This is a genomic window from Stutzerimonas tianxiuensis, from assembly GCF_053470365.1.
In genome coordinates, this window is record NZ_JBPVWS010000003.1 from 153,233 (window position 1) to 169,856 (window position 16,624).

The 16,624-nt window shown below is 56.9% G+C and carries 14 protein-coding genes; 9 read left to right on the forward strand and 5 right to left on the reverse strand.

All coding sequences use genetic code 11. The annotated features are described in order from the left end of the window. Window positions 1-252: 252 nt before the first annotated feature. From ACSSNI_RS05820 to ACSSNI_RS05830, 3 genes are all read left to right on the forward strand, one after another. Entirely contained in the window at window positions 253-1,605 is a 1,353-nt protein-coding gene (locus ACSSNI_RS05820; protein WP_200636924.1) for an alanine/glycine:cation symporter family protein, read from the forward strand. 50 nt (window positions 1,606-1,655) lie between these two features. Further along, the gene (gene tpx, locus ACSSNI_RS05825) at window positions 1,656-2,156 is read left to right on the forward strand and encodes a thiol peroxidase (RefSeq protein ID WP_200636922.1); all 501 of its coding nucleotides are present in this window, start codon (window positions 1,656-1,658) and stop codon (window positions 2,154-2,156) included. Between the two features lie 302 nt (window positions 2,157-2,458). Beyond that, window positions 2,459-3,631 carry an NAD(P)-dependent oxidoreductase gene (locus ACSSNI_RS05830; RefSeq protein ID WP_200637150.1) on the forward strand — a complete coding sequence of 391 codons (1,173 nt, stop codon included), beginning with the start codon at window positions 2,459-2,461 and terminating at the stop codon, window positions 3,629-3,631. A 148-nt stretch (window positions 3,632-3,779) separates the two neighbouring features. Here the strand turns inward: ACSSNI_RS05830 and ACSSNI_RS05835 are convergent, their stop codons facing one another. The 5 genes from ACSSNI_RS05835 to ACSSNI_RS05855 form a co-directional block, all read right to left on the reverse strand. Next, a complete protein-coding gene (locus ACSSNI_RS05835; protein WP_200636921.1) occupies window positions 3,780-5,075 on the reverse strand; it encodes a TRAP transporter large permease in 1,296 nt (431 codons plus the stop codon). Further along, complete coding sequence (locus ACSSNI_RS05840; RefSeq protein WP_200636920.1) at window positions 5,065-5,541, reverse strand: TRAP transporter small permease; 477 nt, start codon at window positions 5,539-5,541, stop codon at window positions 5,065-5,067. Before ACSSNI_RS05840 ends, ACSSNI_RS05835 begins: the two co-directional genes overlap by 11 nt. Before the next feature lie 49 nt (window positions 5,542-5,590). Beyond that, window positions 5,591-6,586 (reverse strand): DctP family TRAP transporter solute-binding subunit, encoded by a 996-nt coding sequence (locus tag ACSSNI_RS05845; protein WP_200636919.1) that lies wholly within the window; start codon window positions 6,584-6,586, stop codon window positions 5,591-5,593. Window positions 6,587-6,871: 285 nt separating this feature from the next. Then, window positions 6,872-7,276: a hypothetical protein gene (locus ACSSNI_RS05850; protein ID WP_200636918.1), complete on the reverse strand. Its 405-nt coding sequence runs from the start codon at window positions 7,274-7,276 to the stop codon at window positions 6,872-6,874. Window positions 7,277-7,450: 174 nt separating this feature from the next. Beyond that, window positions 7,451-7,849 carry a DoxX family protein gene (locus ACSSNI_RS05855; RefSeq protein ID WP_200636917.1) on the reverse strand — a complete coding sequence of 133 codons (399 nt, stop codon included), beginning with the start codon at window positions 7,847-7,849 and terminating at the stop codon, window positions 7,451-7,453. A 345-nt stretch (window positions 7,850-8,194) separates the two neighbouring features. Between ACSSNI_RS05855 and tig the strand changes: the two genes are divergently transcribed. From tig to ACSSNI_RS05885, 6 genes are all read left to right on the forward strand, one after another. Next, complete coding sequence (gene tig / locus ACSSNI_RS05860; protein ID WP_200636916.1) at window positions 8,195-9,505, forward strand: trigger factor; 1,311 nt, start codon at window positions 8,195-8,197, stop codon at window positions 9,503-9,505. Window positions 9,506-9,592: 87 nt separating this feature from the next. Continuing rightward, entirely contained in the window at window positions 9,593-10,231 is a 639-nt protein-coding gene (gene clpP, locus ACSSNI_RS05865) for an ATP-dependent Clp endopeptidase proteolytic subunit ClpP (RefSeq protein ID WP_073300029.1), read from the forward strand. Window positions 10,232-10,349: 118 nt separating this feature from the next. Then, window positions 10,350-11,630, forward strand: coding sequence for an ATP-dependent Clp protease ATP-binding subunit ClpX (gene clpX / locus ACSSNI_RS05870; protein ID WP_102835360.1), 1,281 nt, complete (start codon window positions 10,350-10,352; stop codon window positions 11,628-11,630). Window positions 11,631-11,762: 132 nt separating this feature from the next. After that, window positions 11,763-14,159 carry an endopeptidase La gene (gene lon, locus ACSSNI_RS05875; RefSeq protein WP_148924105.1) on the forward strand — a complete coding sequence of 799 codons (2,397 nt, stop codon included), beginning with the start codon at window positions 11,763-11,765 and terminating at the stop codon, window positions 14,157-14,159. A 135-nt stretch (window positions 14,160-14,294) separates the two neighbouring features. Continuing rightward, a complete protein-coding gene (gene hupB, locus ACSSNI_RS05880; RefSeq protein ID WP_019339231.1) occupies window positions 14,295-14,567 on the forward strand; it encodes a nucleoid-associated protein HU-beta in 273 nt (90 codons plus the stop codon). 202 nt (window positions 14,568-14,769) lie between these two features. Continuing rightward, window positions 14,770-16,623 (forward strand): SurA N-terminal domain-containing protein, encoded by a 1,854-nt coding sequence (locus ACSSNI_RS05885; RefSeq protein WP_200636914.1) that lies wholly within the window; start codon window positions 14,770-14,772, stop codon window positions 16,621-16,623. Window position 16,624 lies beyond the last annotated feature (1 nt).

Genomic DNA, 16,624 nt, shown 5'->3' on the forward strand with positions numbered 1-16,624 from the left:
ATGCATAAGGGTGTGGCGCCAAGTACAGAATGTGGTGGTAGGATCGCTCGGTCGCTCCTTGCATGGCGGCTGATGCAAGGCTCTAGCACGAGTCTTGCAGGTTGTCGGTAACGCTCCGGACATTGAAGTCGGGGTATTACCGGGTCGTTCGGGCTGCAGTTGAACATGCGTACTCAACCCGCCGTTCAGTGCTCGTACCGATTCGGCCCGCTCGGGCAAGGATGTCTAACATAATCAATAAGGGTGCCTTGAATGGAATTCCTGCAAAACCTGGTTAATAGCGTCAACGGTCTCGTCTGGGGACCGCCCATGCTGGTACTGATCCTCGGTACTGGTTTCTTTCTTATGGTCATGCTCAAGTTCATGCCATTGGCGCGTATCGGCACGGGCTTTGCGCTGATCTGGCGCGGACGTGCCAAAGGCGATGAGGAAACAGGTGAGATCAGCCCTTTTCAGGCGTTGATGACCTGCCTGGCCGCTACCGTGGGTACCGGTAACATTGCGGGCGTCGCGACGGCGATCTTTCTCGGCGGTCCGGGTGCGCTGTTCTGGATGTGGTGCACGGCACTTGTAGGGATGGCGACCAAGTATTGCGAGGTGGTGCTGGCAGTGCATTACCGCGAGAAGGATGATCGTGGTGAGCACGTCGGTGGACCGATGTATGCCATCAAGAATGGCTTGCACAAGCGCTGGCTTTGGCTGGGTGGCGCCTTTGCCATCTTTGGCGGTCTGGCTGGGTTCGGCATCGGCAACATGGTCCAGGTAAACAGCATGGCGCTGGCGCTGGAGTCGACCTTCTCGGTACCGCTGTGGCTGACCGGTCTGGTCACAATGCTGTTCGTGGGGCTGGTCATTCTAGGGGGCATCAAGCGTATTGGTGCAGTGGCTGCTGCCCTGGTGCCGTTCATGTGCGTTGCGTATGTCATCGCCGGCATCGTCGTGCTGGTGGTGCATGCCGCTGAGATTCCCGCCGCGTTCGAGCTGATCTTCACCCATGCCTTCTCGCCGATCGCTGCCACTGGCGGCTTTGCCGGCGCGGCAGTGATGGCCGCAATTCGCTTCGGTGTGGCGCGGGGCATCTTTTCCAACGAGGCGGGGCTGGGCACGGCCGGTATCGCACAGGCTGCCGGTACGACCAAGAGCTCGGTACGCTCGGGGCTTATCGGCATGATGGGTACCTTTATCGACACCATCATCATCTGCTCGATCACCGGTCTAGCGATCATCTGCTCAGGTGTCTGGACCGGTGGCGAAAGCGGGGCGGCACTGTCCGCTGCAGCCTTCGAATCGGCCATGCCCGGTGTTGGTGCCGCGCTGCTGACGATCGCGCTGGTTGTGTTCGCTTTCACCACCATCCTTGGCTGGAGTTATTTCGGCGAGAAATGCTGGGAATTTTTGGTCGGCACCAAGGCGATCTGGCCGTTCCGCATCATCTGGGTCTTGGCTGTGCCGTTCGGTGCAATCGCCCAGCTCGATTTCGCCTGGTTGTTGGCAGACACCCTGAATGGTCTGATGGCAATTCCCAACCTTGTTGCACTGTTGCTGCTGAGCCCTGTGGTAGTCAAGTTGACCAAGGAATACTTCGCCCGAAACCAGGCAGCCTGATAACCCGGGCCGTTGCGATGCGCGCGGCCCATGACTGAGAGGAATTAGACATGACTGAAGTAACCCTGAAAGGCAATCCGATTCAGGTTGCCGGTAACTTTCCGCAGGTCGGCCAGAAGGCCGCGCCGTTCAGCCTGGTAGGTGGCGATCTATCCGATGTGACGCTTGCCAGCTTTGCGGGCAAGCGCAAGATCCTGAACATCTTCCCGAGTATCGATACGCCGACTTGTGCGACCTCGGTGCGCAAGTTCAATGCGCAGGCCAACGAACTGGCTAATACCGTGGTCCTATGCATCTCTGCTGACTTGCCCTTCGCGCAGAAGCGATTCTGCGGCGCTGAAGGGCTAGAGAATGTCATCAATCTCTCGACCATGCGCGGACGCGAGTTTCTTGAGCAGTACGGCGTTTTGGTTGCAAACGGCCCACTAGCCGGTGTCTCGGCTCGTGCTGTTGTGGTACTGGACGAGCAGGATCAGGTGCTTCACAGCGAGCTGGTCGCCGAGATCGGTAGCGAGCCGAACTACGACGCAGCGATTGCGGCGCTTAACTAAGCTCTGCCGATAGGAAGCGGTGCAACGCCGCTTCCTTTGCTTCTGGATATTGGCGACAAAAAAAAGCCGATTCACCCCTTGTTTTTGCCATTAATCAATTGGCTCAATCGCTCTGCTGACGCTTAGCTTTCAGGTAGCTGGTTTTTGCTAACGCAACCGTGTTTTGCCTCACCGACAGGCCAGATTTAAAGCGCCGTTAAATCTTTTTCTGTCGTTGCGGTCAGAGCATCGTTGCCCATTGAATGGATTCGCTTATGTCTACCTCGCAGATTAAGAAAAAGATCGGTGTATCCGGCACAGGGATGATTGCCCACTGCTTTATTCGGCTAATCAAGCAGCATTATCAGGATCTTGAAATCTCGCGAGTCCTGACCCGTCGCCCGTTAAACTCCTTTACTGATTTCCCGCTTCCTGAGCGACTCACCAATTCTATTGACCATCTGATTGATGGTGCAGACCTGATCGTGGAATGCAGCGGCGATGTATTTCATGGCACCGAGGTCATTGAACGTGCTTTCGAAGCGGGTCTGCCGGTGGTGACAATCAACGCTGAGCTGCAGGTCACCACGGGGTCGTACCTGGCTGCAAAAGGCTTCATCACCGAGGCCGAGGGGGACCAGCCGGGTTCATTGGCTGCCCTTCATGAAGAGGCCTTGATGATGGGCTTCAAACCGTTGGTCTACGGCAATATGAAGGGCTATCTAAACCACAACCCTTCGGTCGAGGACATGAGGTACTGGGCAAAGCGCCAAGGCATAAGCGTAGACCAGACCACTTCTTTCACGGACGGCACCAAGGTACAGATCGAGCAGGTCATTGTCGGCAACGGCCTCGGCGCGACCATTACAAAGCAGGGCTTGGAAGGCCTGGCTTCGACCAATCTGACTGAATCCGGCAATCTGCTCGGTATGATGGCCGAACGGTTAGGGCAACCCTTCGTCGATTACGTGATCCCCTCCGGATATTCCGCTGGCGGAGTGTTTATGGTCTGTCGCCATGATGACGACCAGCGTGCCGCTATCGAGTATTTCAAGCTTGGCCCTGGTCCTTATTACACGCTGGTGCGCCCGTTCCATCTCTGTTCGCTCGAAGTCGGCAAAACCGTGCGTCGAGTGCTCGGTGGTGGCGGTGTACTGTTGAACAACTCCATCGCACCAACCCTCGGCGTGGGGGCAATTGCCAAGCGAGCCATGCGCCCAGGTGAGTTGATCGAGCGGGGTATCGGTGGATTCCAGTTTCGCGGCGAAGCATTGAAGCTCGACCAGCATCCGGATCACGTCCCGATTGGCTTGCTGCGCAAGACGGCCCTGCGGCGCGCGGTCGAACCCGGTCAGCTCATTACCTTCGATGACATCGATATCCTGCCCAGCCGTGCGCTGGACATCATCATGCAGCAACGTGCTCCGACTGCAAAGATTCAGCAGAAGCCCTCGGTGGACCATCAGCGGCCAGAATTGGCCGCGATAGGTGGCTGACCCGTGAAGGGCTGTACCGGTGAAGTGTTCGAATTAAGCGTGCGGAGCTAAACCATGCTTGAAAACAGACGATCTCGATGACCGCGATTGCCTGTTTTCACGGGTCTACTCGAACTCTCCATGTGCCTGATTGGGCAGGCCGGCTGACCTAGACCGCATAACCCAGTATTCGAGGCAGCCACAGCGCGATTTCAGGAAAGACTGCCACCAGGATGAGCGCGCTGCCCATCACCAGAACGAACAGCATGGCCCAGCCGACCGTTTGCTCCAAGCGGATTTTGGCAACCTCGGCGGTGACCAGCAGGTTTATCGCTACGGGAGGGGTGAACTGCCCGATGGCAATGTTCATTGCCAGTAATATGCCGAACCACACCGGATTCCAGCCGAAGTGTTGCATCACGGGAATCAGGATCGGCATCAGGATTAGATAGATGGAAATCGCATCCAGCAGCATCCCGGCCAGCAGCACTGCGATCATCACCAGGATCAACAGCACCGCACTGTTGTCAGATAGCGATATGAGCCATTCGGCCAGATGGCGGAAAGTACCCAGCATGGTGCCGGCCCAGGCGAATATCCCGGCCAGCGCGATGATCAGCATCACTACACCTGAAACCACTGCGGCCTCGCCGCAGAGCCGCCACAGGTTCCGCCAGTCCAGCTCGCGTGTAACGAACAAGCCGATGACCACGCCATAGGTCACGCCGGCCACTGCGGCTTCGGTGGGGGTAAACAGGCCGCTGCGCAAACCGCCTAGAATCAAAACGGGGGCGAAGAGTGCCGGTAAGGCTTGACGAAAGCTTTCACCAAGCGGCGGGCGTTCAGCCCCTTCCGGGTTCTCCCAGCCGTAACGGCGCGCCAATAGCCAGGCCGGTAGCAGCAACACGAGGCCTGCAATAATTCCCGGGAAAAGGCCGGCTGCAAACAGCGCTCGTAGGTCGACGCCAGGAACCACGATGGAATAGAGAATCAGCGCAATGGACGGTGGGATCAGAATCGCTGTCGAGGCGGACGCGGCTATCAGCGTTGCCGAGAATGGCTTGGGATAGCCAGCGCGAGTCATGCTCGGCAGCATCACCATGGCAACCGCCGCCGCATCGGCCGGGCCGGAGCCGCTCATACCGCCCATGATCAGGCAGACCAGGATTGCGACCATCGCCAGACCGCCATGGCGTGGACCGATCAAGGCCTGAGCGAAGCGCACCAGACGCAGCGCGACGCCAGATTTTTCGAATACCAGGCCGGTAAGGATGAACAGCGGAATCGCTATCAGGGGGTATTTGGCGACGCCGTTGTAGGTGTTGGTACCAAGCGTCGCAAGCATGTCCGGTGAAAGGCCTGCAACGATGCCAATGGCGCCGGAGAGCGCCAGGGAAAATGCAACCGGTACGCCAACCATCAACAGCAGCAGGAAGCTGGCAAGCATCCAGAGGTCAGGGCTCATCGGTGAGCCTCCCGCGCAACCGGTCGATCGTCATTTGGGTCAAACGCACAACCATCAGCAGTGCGAGCAGTGGCAGCCAGACCACGTACCACCAGTTCGGCAGCCCGAGTCCGGGTGATTCGGATTCCCACTGGTATTCCTCCAGTGCGAATTGTCCGCCGTACCAGAGCACCATGCCGAGCACCGATACGCAGGCCAGCCACTGCAACAAGATCAGCGGAGTACGCAGGCGCGGAAAGATTCGCTCAGCAAAACCGATGCGGATGTGGCGGTTGCCGCGTATGGCCACCGACGCACCGGCAAAGGTGAGAATCACAAGGAGAAAAACGGAGATTTCTTCGGTAAAGGCGAAGGAGGCATCGGTGAAGTAGCGCACTACCACATTGCCCAGACTGATCAGGCTGATGACCACCAGCGCCAGGGTAGCCAGCACGCGCTCAAGGCGCACGTCCTGTCGATTATTCATGAATTTCCTCGACGCCCGGCTGCATCATGCGGCCGGGCTGAACGGTTTTTTACTTTGCCACGGCGGTGCGGGCTGCTTCGACTAGGTCGGCACCGATCTTCGATGTCCACTTATCCTGCACGCTGCGAGTCGCGTCAGCGAACGCCTTTTGCTCGGCCTCGCTCAGCTCGGTGACCTCGACGCCGCGCGCGCGAATGTCTTCCAGGCGCTTGGCCTCGCTGTTGCGCGACAGCTCGATTTCCCACTTGCCGGCGTCTATCGCGGCCTGACGCAGCAATTCGCGGTCGGCTTCGGGCAGTTCCTTCCAGACGCGCTGGTTGACAGCGAAGATCAACGGGTCGGCCATGTAATGCCAGAGCGTCAGATATTTCTGTCCGACCTGATCGACCCGGGCCACATCGAATACGGATAGCGGGTTTTCCTGGCCATCAACCGCGCCGGTGGTCAATGCGGGTTTGGCGTCTGCCCAGCTCATCTGGGTCGGATTGGCGCCCAGTGCGGTGAAGGTGTCTTGAAAGAGAGGGGAACCTACTACACGGATCTTCAGGCCTTTCAAATCGGCGGGCGTCTTTACGTGCTTGACCGAGTTGGATATCTCCCGGAAACCATTCTCACCCCAGGCCAGAGGAACGATGCCGCGCTTCTCAATGGCGGCGAATGCTTGCTCGCCGGCATTCCCCTGCGTGATGGCGTCAAGGTCGGCGCTATCTGCCATTAGGAAGGGCAGGGAGAAGAGGTTGAGCTCCGGAACTTGTGGAGACCAGTTGATGGTCGATCCGACAGCCATGTCGATCAATCCGGAACGCATCGCGGAGAATTCCTTGGTCTGGTCGCCCGCGACCAGTTGTGCGTTGGGGTATACACGCAGGGTGATTTCGCCGTTTGAGCGCTCCTCAACCAGGTCAGCCCACTTCTGGGCGGCCTGGCCCCACGGGAAGGCGTCGGAAAGCACAGTGGAAACGGAGTATTCACGAGCCGAAGCGGCGAAGGTGGCAGAGAGCGCAACGGCGGCAGTCAGCGCAGTTAAGCAACGAGTCAATTTCATGAGGCGTCCTTGTTCGGATCGGTCTTTTGGTTGTTATTGACGAACGGTCGAGCACCGACAACAGCGATCGGCTTAGTGATGGCAGGTGAGCCATCGAAACGCGCGGGTGGCGCGAAGGACGCGGCAGGCTGCCGACGGTAGGAAGCAGCAAAACTCGCAAGGCGTCACAAGAGTGCCAGCCTTGTGGGCCGGCGGCAGGCCAGCCGAATAAGCTGGTCGTACAACTATCGCAGATGGCGGCAACGAGTTCCATCGCCGGGGCCTTCGGTCGTTGCGCAGGTATTGTCACGCATCGCGCAACAGGTCGTGCGCGTTAAGCAAGCTGAAGGCGATTTCCGGGCGCTTTTCCAGGCCGCGACGGATCGCCGCCGGGATCGACTGCCGGGTCTTGCGGCACAAGCCTGGTAACTCCTCAATGTCAATGTGGATGCCGCGCATGCTGCGCACTTCGTTGAAGCCCGGTGCGATATGAAGGCGAACCCCGAGCTGTTCGTAGATTCGTCGCTGCATGCGCTCAAGATCAGCTAGGTCTTCCAGATTTTCCAAGCGGGAAAGCAAGCGGTTCTCCTCCTGGCGGGTCAGCCGGAGGATGCGCAGGTCACTGCTGCTGGACGCTTCGAGCAACTGATCGCGCCCGCAGATGCAGGTGGCAGGCGGGCAGGGCTGACGTATTGGCACGGGAGCGTTCATGGGCTGGTCATAGACATGATCGTTGAGGTGATAAATATCTCGCAGCCGAAGCGGCCCAACACTTAGCGATTTATTCTGGCTCAGACAATGCTCTTCAATACCCGACCTTGTCTGGAAGAGGTAACAGGCGTAACAGCTGTCTGCAGACGGGGCCGGAACCCGCAAGCGCTCTCTTCAGTTATATCGCCCACCGGTCCCGCCAATACTGAACCTGCCCGCACCGATCAGAGCGACGGCGATTGACCCAAACAGAAACATGCCTTGAAGCTCAAGGGCCCAGCCACCCATTTGGCCGAGCGAGAACAGCTCCTGTAGATGGGCGAGTCCAAATGCGACGAGCATATTGCCTGCTATGAGCAACGCACCAATTCGTGTGAATACGCCGAGAATCACCAACGCCGGCGCAATTACCTCACCTATATATACGCCATAAGCGAAAAAAGCGGGCAGCCCATGACTGGCTAGCATGCCTGCGATCCCATCGATACCGTTCTGCAGCTTGAAAAGGCCATGCAGGAGAATAAGCACACCCAGCGAAACCCTTAACACCAGCTTTCCCAAATCATCGGCCATGGTTCATTCACCCTTCATGTTCAGGATCGGTAGCCGCGCAAATAGAAGATAGACCACTCACGCTGGCGCTGCACTGGCAACCCTCTGTAGAAGGCGCGGTAGGCGGGCTGCTTTGCCCATCCGCGCTGGGTGAGTGTGTTGGTTGCAATCCCGTTTTTTGAATCGCGTCAGCGGCGCCGTGTACAGCTGGTAGCGTTTGGCGTTTCGACAGCTATAAACGAACCCCGCGCGACTCTGTTTTCTTGTGCCTGATCAGCGGGGTGACTTCTCCGATACGAGCCACTAGAATGCTTGCCCATTCTGGGGCCGGAATGCCGGCTTATGTCTGTGCAACGAGGAAAATCCATGCAAGTTTCTGTTGAAAGCACCTCCGCTCTTGAGCGCCGCATGACCATTGGCGTGCCGGTCGAGCGCATCGAGACCGAAGTCAACAAGCGTCTGCAACAGACCGCCAGCCGTGCAAAGATCCCAGGCTTCCGTCCCGGCAAGGTGCCGATGAGCGTTATCCGCCAGCGTTACGAGGCGGCTGCACGTCAGGAAGCATTGGGTGACCTTATTCAGGCTACCTTCTACGAGGCTGTCGTTGCCGAGAAGCTGAACCCGGCTGGCGCTCCGGCGGTCGAGCCTAAGGTGTTCGAAAAGGGCAAGGATCTGGAGTACGTCGCAACATTCGAAGTGTTCCCCGAATTCAAAGTAGCCGGTCTGGACGCTATCGAAGTCGAGCGTCTGCAGGCTGAAGTGGCTGATGCTGACGTAGACAACATGCTTGAAATCCTGCGCAAGCAGAACACCCGCTTTGAAACGGTTGATCGTGCTGCCGAAGATGGTGATCAGCTGAACATCGATTTCGTTGGAAAGATCGACGGTGAAGCTTTCGCTGGCGGTTCGGCGCAGGGTACGCAGCTTGTTCTGGGCTCCGGTCGTATGATTCCTGGCTTCGAGTCCGCACTGGTTGGCGCCAAGGCAGGCGAAGAGAAGGTCATCAATCCGACCTTCCCCGAGGACTATCAGAATCTAGATCTGGCAGGAAAAACGGCTGAATTCACTGTTACTGTCAACAGCGTAGAGGCTCCGCAACTGCCGGAGCTGAATGACGAGTTCTTCGCTCAGTTCGGCGTGCAGGAAGGCGGTCTTGAAGGCTTCCGTGCTGAAGTCAAGAAGAACATGGAGCGCGAGCTGCGCCAGGCTATCAAGACCAAGGTCAAGAACCAGGTCATGGAAGGTCTGGTTAGCGCCAACCCGGTCGAAGTGCCAAAGGCCCTGATCGACAACGAAGTGAACCGTCTACGTGTTCAGGCCGTTCAACAGTTCGGCGGCAATATCAAACCTGATCAGCTGCCTGCTGAGTTGTTCGAAGAGCAGGCCAAGCGCCGTGTCGTGCTGGGCCTGATCGTTGCCGAGGTGGTCAAGCAATACGAGCTGAAGCCAGACGATGCACGCGTCCGCGAGTTGATCGAGGAAATGGCGTCCGCTTATCAGGAGCCGGAGCAGGTCGTGTCCTGGTACTACAAGAACGATGAGCAGTTGAACGAAGTTCGGTCTGTTGTGCTCGAAGAGCAAGTTGTAGATACTGTTCTGCAGCAGGCTAAAGTGACCGACAAATCGGTCTCCTACGAAGAAGCAGTGAAGCCTGCGGAAGCCCCGCAAGCTGCCTGAGATCCTTCAATCGTTTAATGCACATTCATAAGCCAGCCTCGAGCTGGCTTATGTCTTTGCGGCGTAATTTAGGGAGTATCGTTGGACATGTCCGGCAATCCGTTTATGCAAGCACCAGACATTCAGGCCGCCGGCGGCCTCGTGCCGATGGTTATCGAGCAGTCCGCTCGTGGCGAGCGCGCGTACGACATCTATTCCCGCCTCCTCAAAGAGCGGGTGATCTTCATGGTCGGCCAGGTCGAAGACTACATGGCCAACTTGATCGTCGCGCAGATGCTGTTCCTCGAGGCCGAAAACCCAGAGAAGGATATTCACCTGTATATCAATTCGCCTGGTGGGTCGGTGACTGCCGGCATGGCTATCTACGACACCATGCAGTTCATCAAAGCAGATGTTTCTACAACCTGTATCGGTCAGGCGTGCAGCATGGGAGCATTCCTCCTGGCTGGCGGGGCCAAAGGCAAGAGATTCTGCCTTCCGAATGCAAGGGTAATGATTCATCAGCCACTTGGTGGGTTCCAAGGGCAGGCGTCGGATATCGATATCCATGCCCGTGAGATCCTTTTCATTCGCGAGCGTCTGAATCAGTTGCTGGCCCACCATACGGGTCAGGACCTGGAAACGATTGAGCGCGACACCAATCGCGACTACTTCATGAGTGCCACACGGGCACTGGAATACGGGGTTGTCGATGCGGTTCATGAGAAGCGGCAGTTGCCGGTCTAACGCTGGTCTAGGAGGTCGTAGTTAGCGGGCATCCGTCATGTGCGCTATGCGCGCCCTTGAAAATGCCTGCATTTGCCTTCATCTTGTATTACAAGCCTTCCCCGATTGGATCGATCGAATGACTGACACCCGCAACGGCGAGGATTCCGGCAAGCTGCTCTATTGCTCTTTCTGCGGCAAAAGCCAGCATGAAGTACGCAAGTTGATTGCCGGCCCCTCGGTTTTTATCTGTGACGAGTGCGTCGACCTTTGCAATGACATCATCCGTGAGGAGGTGCAAGAAGCACAGGCCGAGAGCACATCGCAAAAGCTGCCTGCTCCCAAGGAAATCAGCGGCATCCTCGACCAGTACGTGATTGGTCAGGAGCGCGCGAAGAAGATCCTGGCTGTGGCTGTGTACAACCATTACAAACGACTCAACCAGCGCGATAAGAAGGAAGAAGTCGAGCTGGGCAAGAGCAACATACTGCTCATTGGGCCGACCGGCTCAGGCAAGACGTTACTTGCGGAGACGCTGGCCCGGTTGTTGAATGTTCCCTTCACCATCGCCGACGCTACCACGCTGACTGAAGCCGGGTACGTGGGCGAAGACGTTGAGAATATCATCCAGAAGCTGCTGCAGAAGTGCGATTACGATGTAGAAAAAGCCCAGATGGGTATCGTCTATATCGATGAGATCGATAAGATTTCGCGCAAGTCTGATAACCCGTCAATTACCCGTGATGTATCGGGCGAAGGCGTGCAACAGGCGCTGCTGAAGCTGATCGAAGGCACGGTCGCCTCTGTTCCGCCGCAGGGTGGTCGTAAGCATCCGCAGCAGGAGTTCCTGCAGGTGGATACACGAAACATTCTGTTCATCTGCGGCGGTGCCTTTGCCGGCCTCGAGAAGGTTATTCAAGGCCGTTCGACCAAGGGCGGGATCGGTTTCAATGCAGAAGTACGCAGCATGGACCCGGGCAAGAAGATCGGTGAGTCGCTGCGCTCGGTTGAGCCGGACGATCTCGTCAAGTTTGGTCTGATCCCTGAGTTCGTAGGTCGTCTGCCTGTAATCGCAACCCTTGATGAACTCGACGAGGCGGCGCTGATTCAGATCCTCACCGAGCCGAAGAACGCGCTGACCAAGCAATACAGCAAGCTTTTCGAGCTGGAAGGTGTTGATCTCGAGTTCCGTAACGATGCCCTGAAAGCAGTGGCAACTCGGGCGCTAGAGCGCAAGACGGGTGCCCGAGGTCTGCGTTCGATTCTCGAGGGTGTGTTGCTGGATACCATGTATGAGATTCCTTCCCAGAAGGACGTCAGCAAGGTTGTCATCGACGAGAGCGTCATCGAAGGTACATCTCAGCCGCTGCTGATCTACGAGAACAGCGAGCCGCCTGCCAAGGCCGCGCCTGACGCGTGACAGAACAAGGGGCCTCCGGGCCCCTTTGCTTTTCTACAGACTCCTTGTTTTTTGCGTTGCGCGCCCTCATCTTGATCGCCAAGGGTATAAATTTCCCGTTTACCGCCGTATGGCCGTCGTAGAGCTGAATTTATGAAGACAACCATCGAATTGCCCCTTTTGCCGCTGCGCGACGTAGTGGTCTACCCGCACATGGTGATTCCGCTGTTCGTTGGGCGGGAAAAATCCATCGAGGCCCTTGAAGCCGCCATGGCTGGCGACAAGCAGATATTGCTCTTGGCCCAGAAGAACCCTGCCGACGACGACCCAAGCGAAGACGGGCTCTATCGTGTGGGTACAGTCGCGACGGTGCTGCAACTACTGAAGCTGCCGGATGGCACTGTTAAAGTGCTTGTTGAAGGCGAGCAACGTGGCGTCATCGACCGCTTTTTCGACGTCGAGGACCATTGTCGAGCCGAGGTTGCACTGATCGACGAGTCGGAGATCGAAGAGCGCGAAGCGGAAGTTTTTACTCGCAGTCTTCTGAGCCAGTTCGAGCAGTATGTTCAATTGGGTAAAAAGGTCCCCTCAGAGGTGCTTTCCTCTCTTGCAAGCATCGATGAGCCGGCGCGTCTGGTTGACACCATGGCCGCGCACATGGCGCTCAAGATCGAGCAGAAGCAGGCGATTCTCGAAATCACCGATCTGCCAGCTCGTGTCGAACATGTGCTGGCCTTGCTTGATGCTGAGATAGACCTCCTGCAGGTTGAGAAGCGCATCCGTGGCCGCGTCAAGAAGCAGATGGAGCGCAGTCAGCGTGAGTACTATTTGAATGAGCAAATGAAAGCCATTCAAAAAGAGCTGGGCGACATCGATGAAGGCCACAACGAAGTTGATGATCTCAAGAAGCGCATCGAGAATGCCGGGCTGAGCAAAGACGCCTATGCCAAGGCGACAACAGAGCTGAACAAGCTTAAGCAGATGTCGCCTATGTCGGCAGAAGCGACCGTAGTGCGGACTTACATCGATTGGTTGGTCAACGTGCCGTGGAAAGCGGCTAGCAAGGTTCGCCTCGATCTCGCCAAGGCTGAGGAGGTGCTGGATACCGATCACTATGGCCTGGAAGAGGTCAAGGACCGAATTCTCGAATACCTCGCGGTGCAGAAGCGTGTAAAGAAGCTGAAAGGTCCGGTTTTGTGTCTGGTGGGTCCGCCAGGCGTGGGTAAGACTTCGCTCGCCGAATCCATTGCCCGTTCGACCAATCGTAAATTTGTGCGTATGGCACTGGGCGGGGTACGAGACGAGGCCGAGATTCGCGGACATCGTCGCACCTATATCGGCTCTATGCCCGGTCGGTTGATTCAGAAGATGAGCAAAGTCGGGGTTCGTAACCCCCTGTTCTTGCTCGACGAGATCGACAAGATGGGCAATGACATGCGTGGAGATCCTGCATCTGCTCTGCTTGAAGTCCTTGATCCTGAACAGAATCACAACTTCAACGATCACTATCTGGAAGTCGACTACGACCTGTCCGACGTGATGTTCCTGTGCACCGCGAACTCCATGAACATCCCAGCCCCGCTGCTTGATCGCATGGAAATCATTCGGCTGCCCGGCTATACGGAAGACGAGAAGATCAACATCGCCATTCGCTACCTGGTCCCCAAGCAGGTCCAGGCCAATGGGCTGAAGAAAACCGAACTGCTGTTCGATGATGAGGCTATCCGCGACATCATTCGCTATTACACTCGCGAGGCCGGGGTTCGCGGGCTGGAGCGGCAGATAGCGAAAGTATGCCGCAAGGTAGTGAAGGAGCATGCGGCCGAGAAGAGCTTTGAAGTCAAGGTGACTGCAGAGTCGCTGGAGCACTTCCTGGGCGTTCGCAAATTCCGCTATGGGCTTGCCGAGCAGCAAGACCAGGTCGGTCAGGTTACCGGCTTGGCATGGACTCAGGTGGGCGGCGAACTACTTACCATCGAAGCTGCGGTTGTGCCTGGAAAGGGTCGGCTGACAAAAACCGGGTCATTGGGCGATGTGATGGGGGAGTCGATTACGGCTGCCCTCACGGTGGTGCGTAGTCGCGCTAAAAGTCTTGGTATCTCCGTCGATTTTCACGAGAAACAGGATATCCATATCCATGTCCCGGAAGGTGCCACGCCCAAAGATGGTCCTAGCGCAGGGATCGGTATGTGTACCGCACTGGTCTCGGCATTGACCCAAATTCCGGTTCGGGCCGAGGTCGCTATGACCGGAGAAATTACCCTGCGTGGACAGGTCCTCGCTATCGGTGGCTTGAAAGAGAAACTGCTCGCGGCACACCGTGGCGGTATCAAGACGGTGATCATTCCGGAAGAAAATCAGCGTGATCTGAAAGAGATTCCTGACAATATTAAGCAGGACCTGCAGATTAAACCGGTCAAGTGGATTGACGAAGTCCTCCAAATTGCGCTGCAATACGCGCCGGAGCCCTTGCCCGATGCGGCTCCTGATATTGTTGCAAAGGATGACAAGCGCGAGTCTGATTCCAAGGAGCGAATCAGCACGCATTAGTCCGAAAGGCTTTGTTGACACATATTCGGCGGCCTCTGTTTAAGCCGGCCTTATTGTGTAGTTGCTATTTCGGCACCGCTTCGCTTACACCTAAAAAATTAAAGATACGACTCAACAGAAATAAGGGGACTTAGAGTGAACAAGTCGGAACTGATCGATGCTATCGCCGCATCTGCTGATATCCCGAAAGCTGTTGCTGGCCGAGCGCTGGATGCAGTAATTGAATCCGTCACAGGCGCTCTGAAGGCTGGTGATTCCGTGGTGCTGGTTGGTTTCGGTACTTTTGCTGTCAAGGAGCGCGCTGCGCGCACTGGCCGCAACCCTCAGACTGGCAAGCCGATCGACATCGCTGCAGCCAAGATCCCTGGCTTCAAGGCAGGCAAGGCTCTGAAAGACGCCGTTAACTAAGCGTTTTCGATCCGGCTAGTTGCCAGTTAGCGCTGGACCTGGCTTGGAGCGGTCTTTCGAACAGGCACTGCTTGTATCGGGCTTGGGGGAATAGGCCCAACTGCTCCAAAAGCTCCGAGAAGGCGCATCCCTGGATGCGCCTTTCTTTTTATCCGGATTCCGCGCTGCACTGAAAACCGCGCAGCTGACTCCTGGGGGACGCATGCTTCAGAACATCAGGGACAATTCACAAGGCTGGATTGCCAAAACCATCATTGGCATCATCGTGATGCTGTTGGCGTTGACCGGCTTTGATGCAATCTTCAACGCGGCCAGCAATAGCCGTAATGCCGCTGAGGTCAACGGTGAGGAAATCTCACTGGACGAGCTCAACCAGGCCATGAACATGCAGCGTCGCCAACTGGCTCAGCAGCTCGGAGGTAACTTCGATCCCTCAATGCTGGACGATAAGCTGGTACGCGAATCATCGCTGCGTGCGCTTATTGACCGAGCGTTGTTGCTGCAGGGCGCCCGCGATGCAGATTTCGCGTTTTCGGAAGCAGCGCTTGATCAGCTGATCCTGCAGACGCCTGAGTTTGCCGTCGACGGCGTGTTCAATGCCGCACGGTTCGATCAGGTCATTCAACAGATGGGCTATACCCGGCTGCAGTTTCGTGAGCTGTTGAAGCAGGAAATGTTGATTGGCCAGCTTCGCGCTGGCATATCCGGTTCCGGTTTCGTAACAGATGAGCAGATCGAAGCGTTTGCTCGGCTGGAACAGCAGACACGTGATTTCGCAACTATTACCGTGCCGGCTGAAACCGCCGCGGTTGACGTGAGCAATGACGAGGCGCGGGAGTACTACGAGAAGAATGCCGACAGTTTTCGCTCGCCTGAGCAGGTTGTCCTCGAGTATCTCGAGCTGAACAAAGAGTCATTCTTTGATCAAGTCGAGGTTTCTGAGGAGGATATCAAGGACCTGTATCAGCAGCGCATTGCTAACCTGGCAGAGCAACGCCGTGCGGCGCATATCCTGATCGAAACCGAAGGCAGCGACGATGCGACTGCCAAGGAAAAGATCGACGAGGTAGCTAAGCGTTTGGCCTCTGGCGAGGACTTCTCGGCGTTGGCTAAAGAGCTTTCACAAGATCCAGGTTCCGCGAACGAAGGGGGCGATCTCGGCTTTGCCGGTCCGGGCGTTTATGACCCGGCATTCGAGGAGGCGCTCTACGGACTGGAGGAAGGTCAGGTTTCTGCGCCGGTTCGTTCCGACTTCGGCTGGCACCTGATCAAGCTGCTTGGCGTTCAGTCACCAGAGATCCCCACACTGGAAAGCTTGAAGCCGGAGCTGGTGCGCGAACTCAAGGCCCAGCAGGTCGAACAACGTTTTGTTGAAGCTAGCAAGCAGCTCGAGGACACCGCGTTTGAGTCATCTGATCTTCTCCAGCCGGCCCAGGAACTGGGACTTTCAGTGCAAACGACCGAGGCGTTCGGGCGCGAGGGCGGGGCTGGCGTCGCTGCGAATAGGCAGGTTATCCAGGCTGCGTTCAGTGATGAGGTTTTGGTCGACGGCGCTAATAGTGGTGTGATCGAACTGGATCCGGATACCGTCGTTGCGGTGCGTGTAAAAGAGCACCTGCAACCCGAAGTGTTGCCTTTCGACGCAGTGAAGGACGACATCATTGCTCAGCTCAAGAGTAGCAAGGCTGCAGAGCAAGCGCTGGCGAAAGGCGAGCAGCTGATCGCTACGCTGCGTGATGGCGGGCAGGTCGAGCAGCAGTGGCAACCGGTCGAGGCTGCTTCGCGTAGCCAGGAAGGGGTTGAGCCGGCGGTGCTTCAGCAAGTCTTTCGGATGCCAAAACCGGAGGCAAGTGACAAGCCGAGTTACGGCAGTGTGCGTCTGTCTGACGGGGATTTCGTCGTGGTTCGTCTAAGCGGTGTAAGCGAGCCAAAAGCCGAACTCTCGGAGGAAGACAAGCAGAACTATCGTCGCTTCCTGGCTTCACGCAGTGGTCAACAGGATTTCGCTGCCTACCGCCAAATGCTGCATGAAAACGCAGAGATCGAGACGTTCTGAC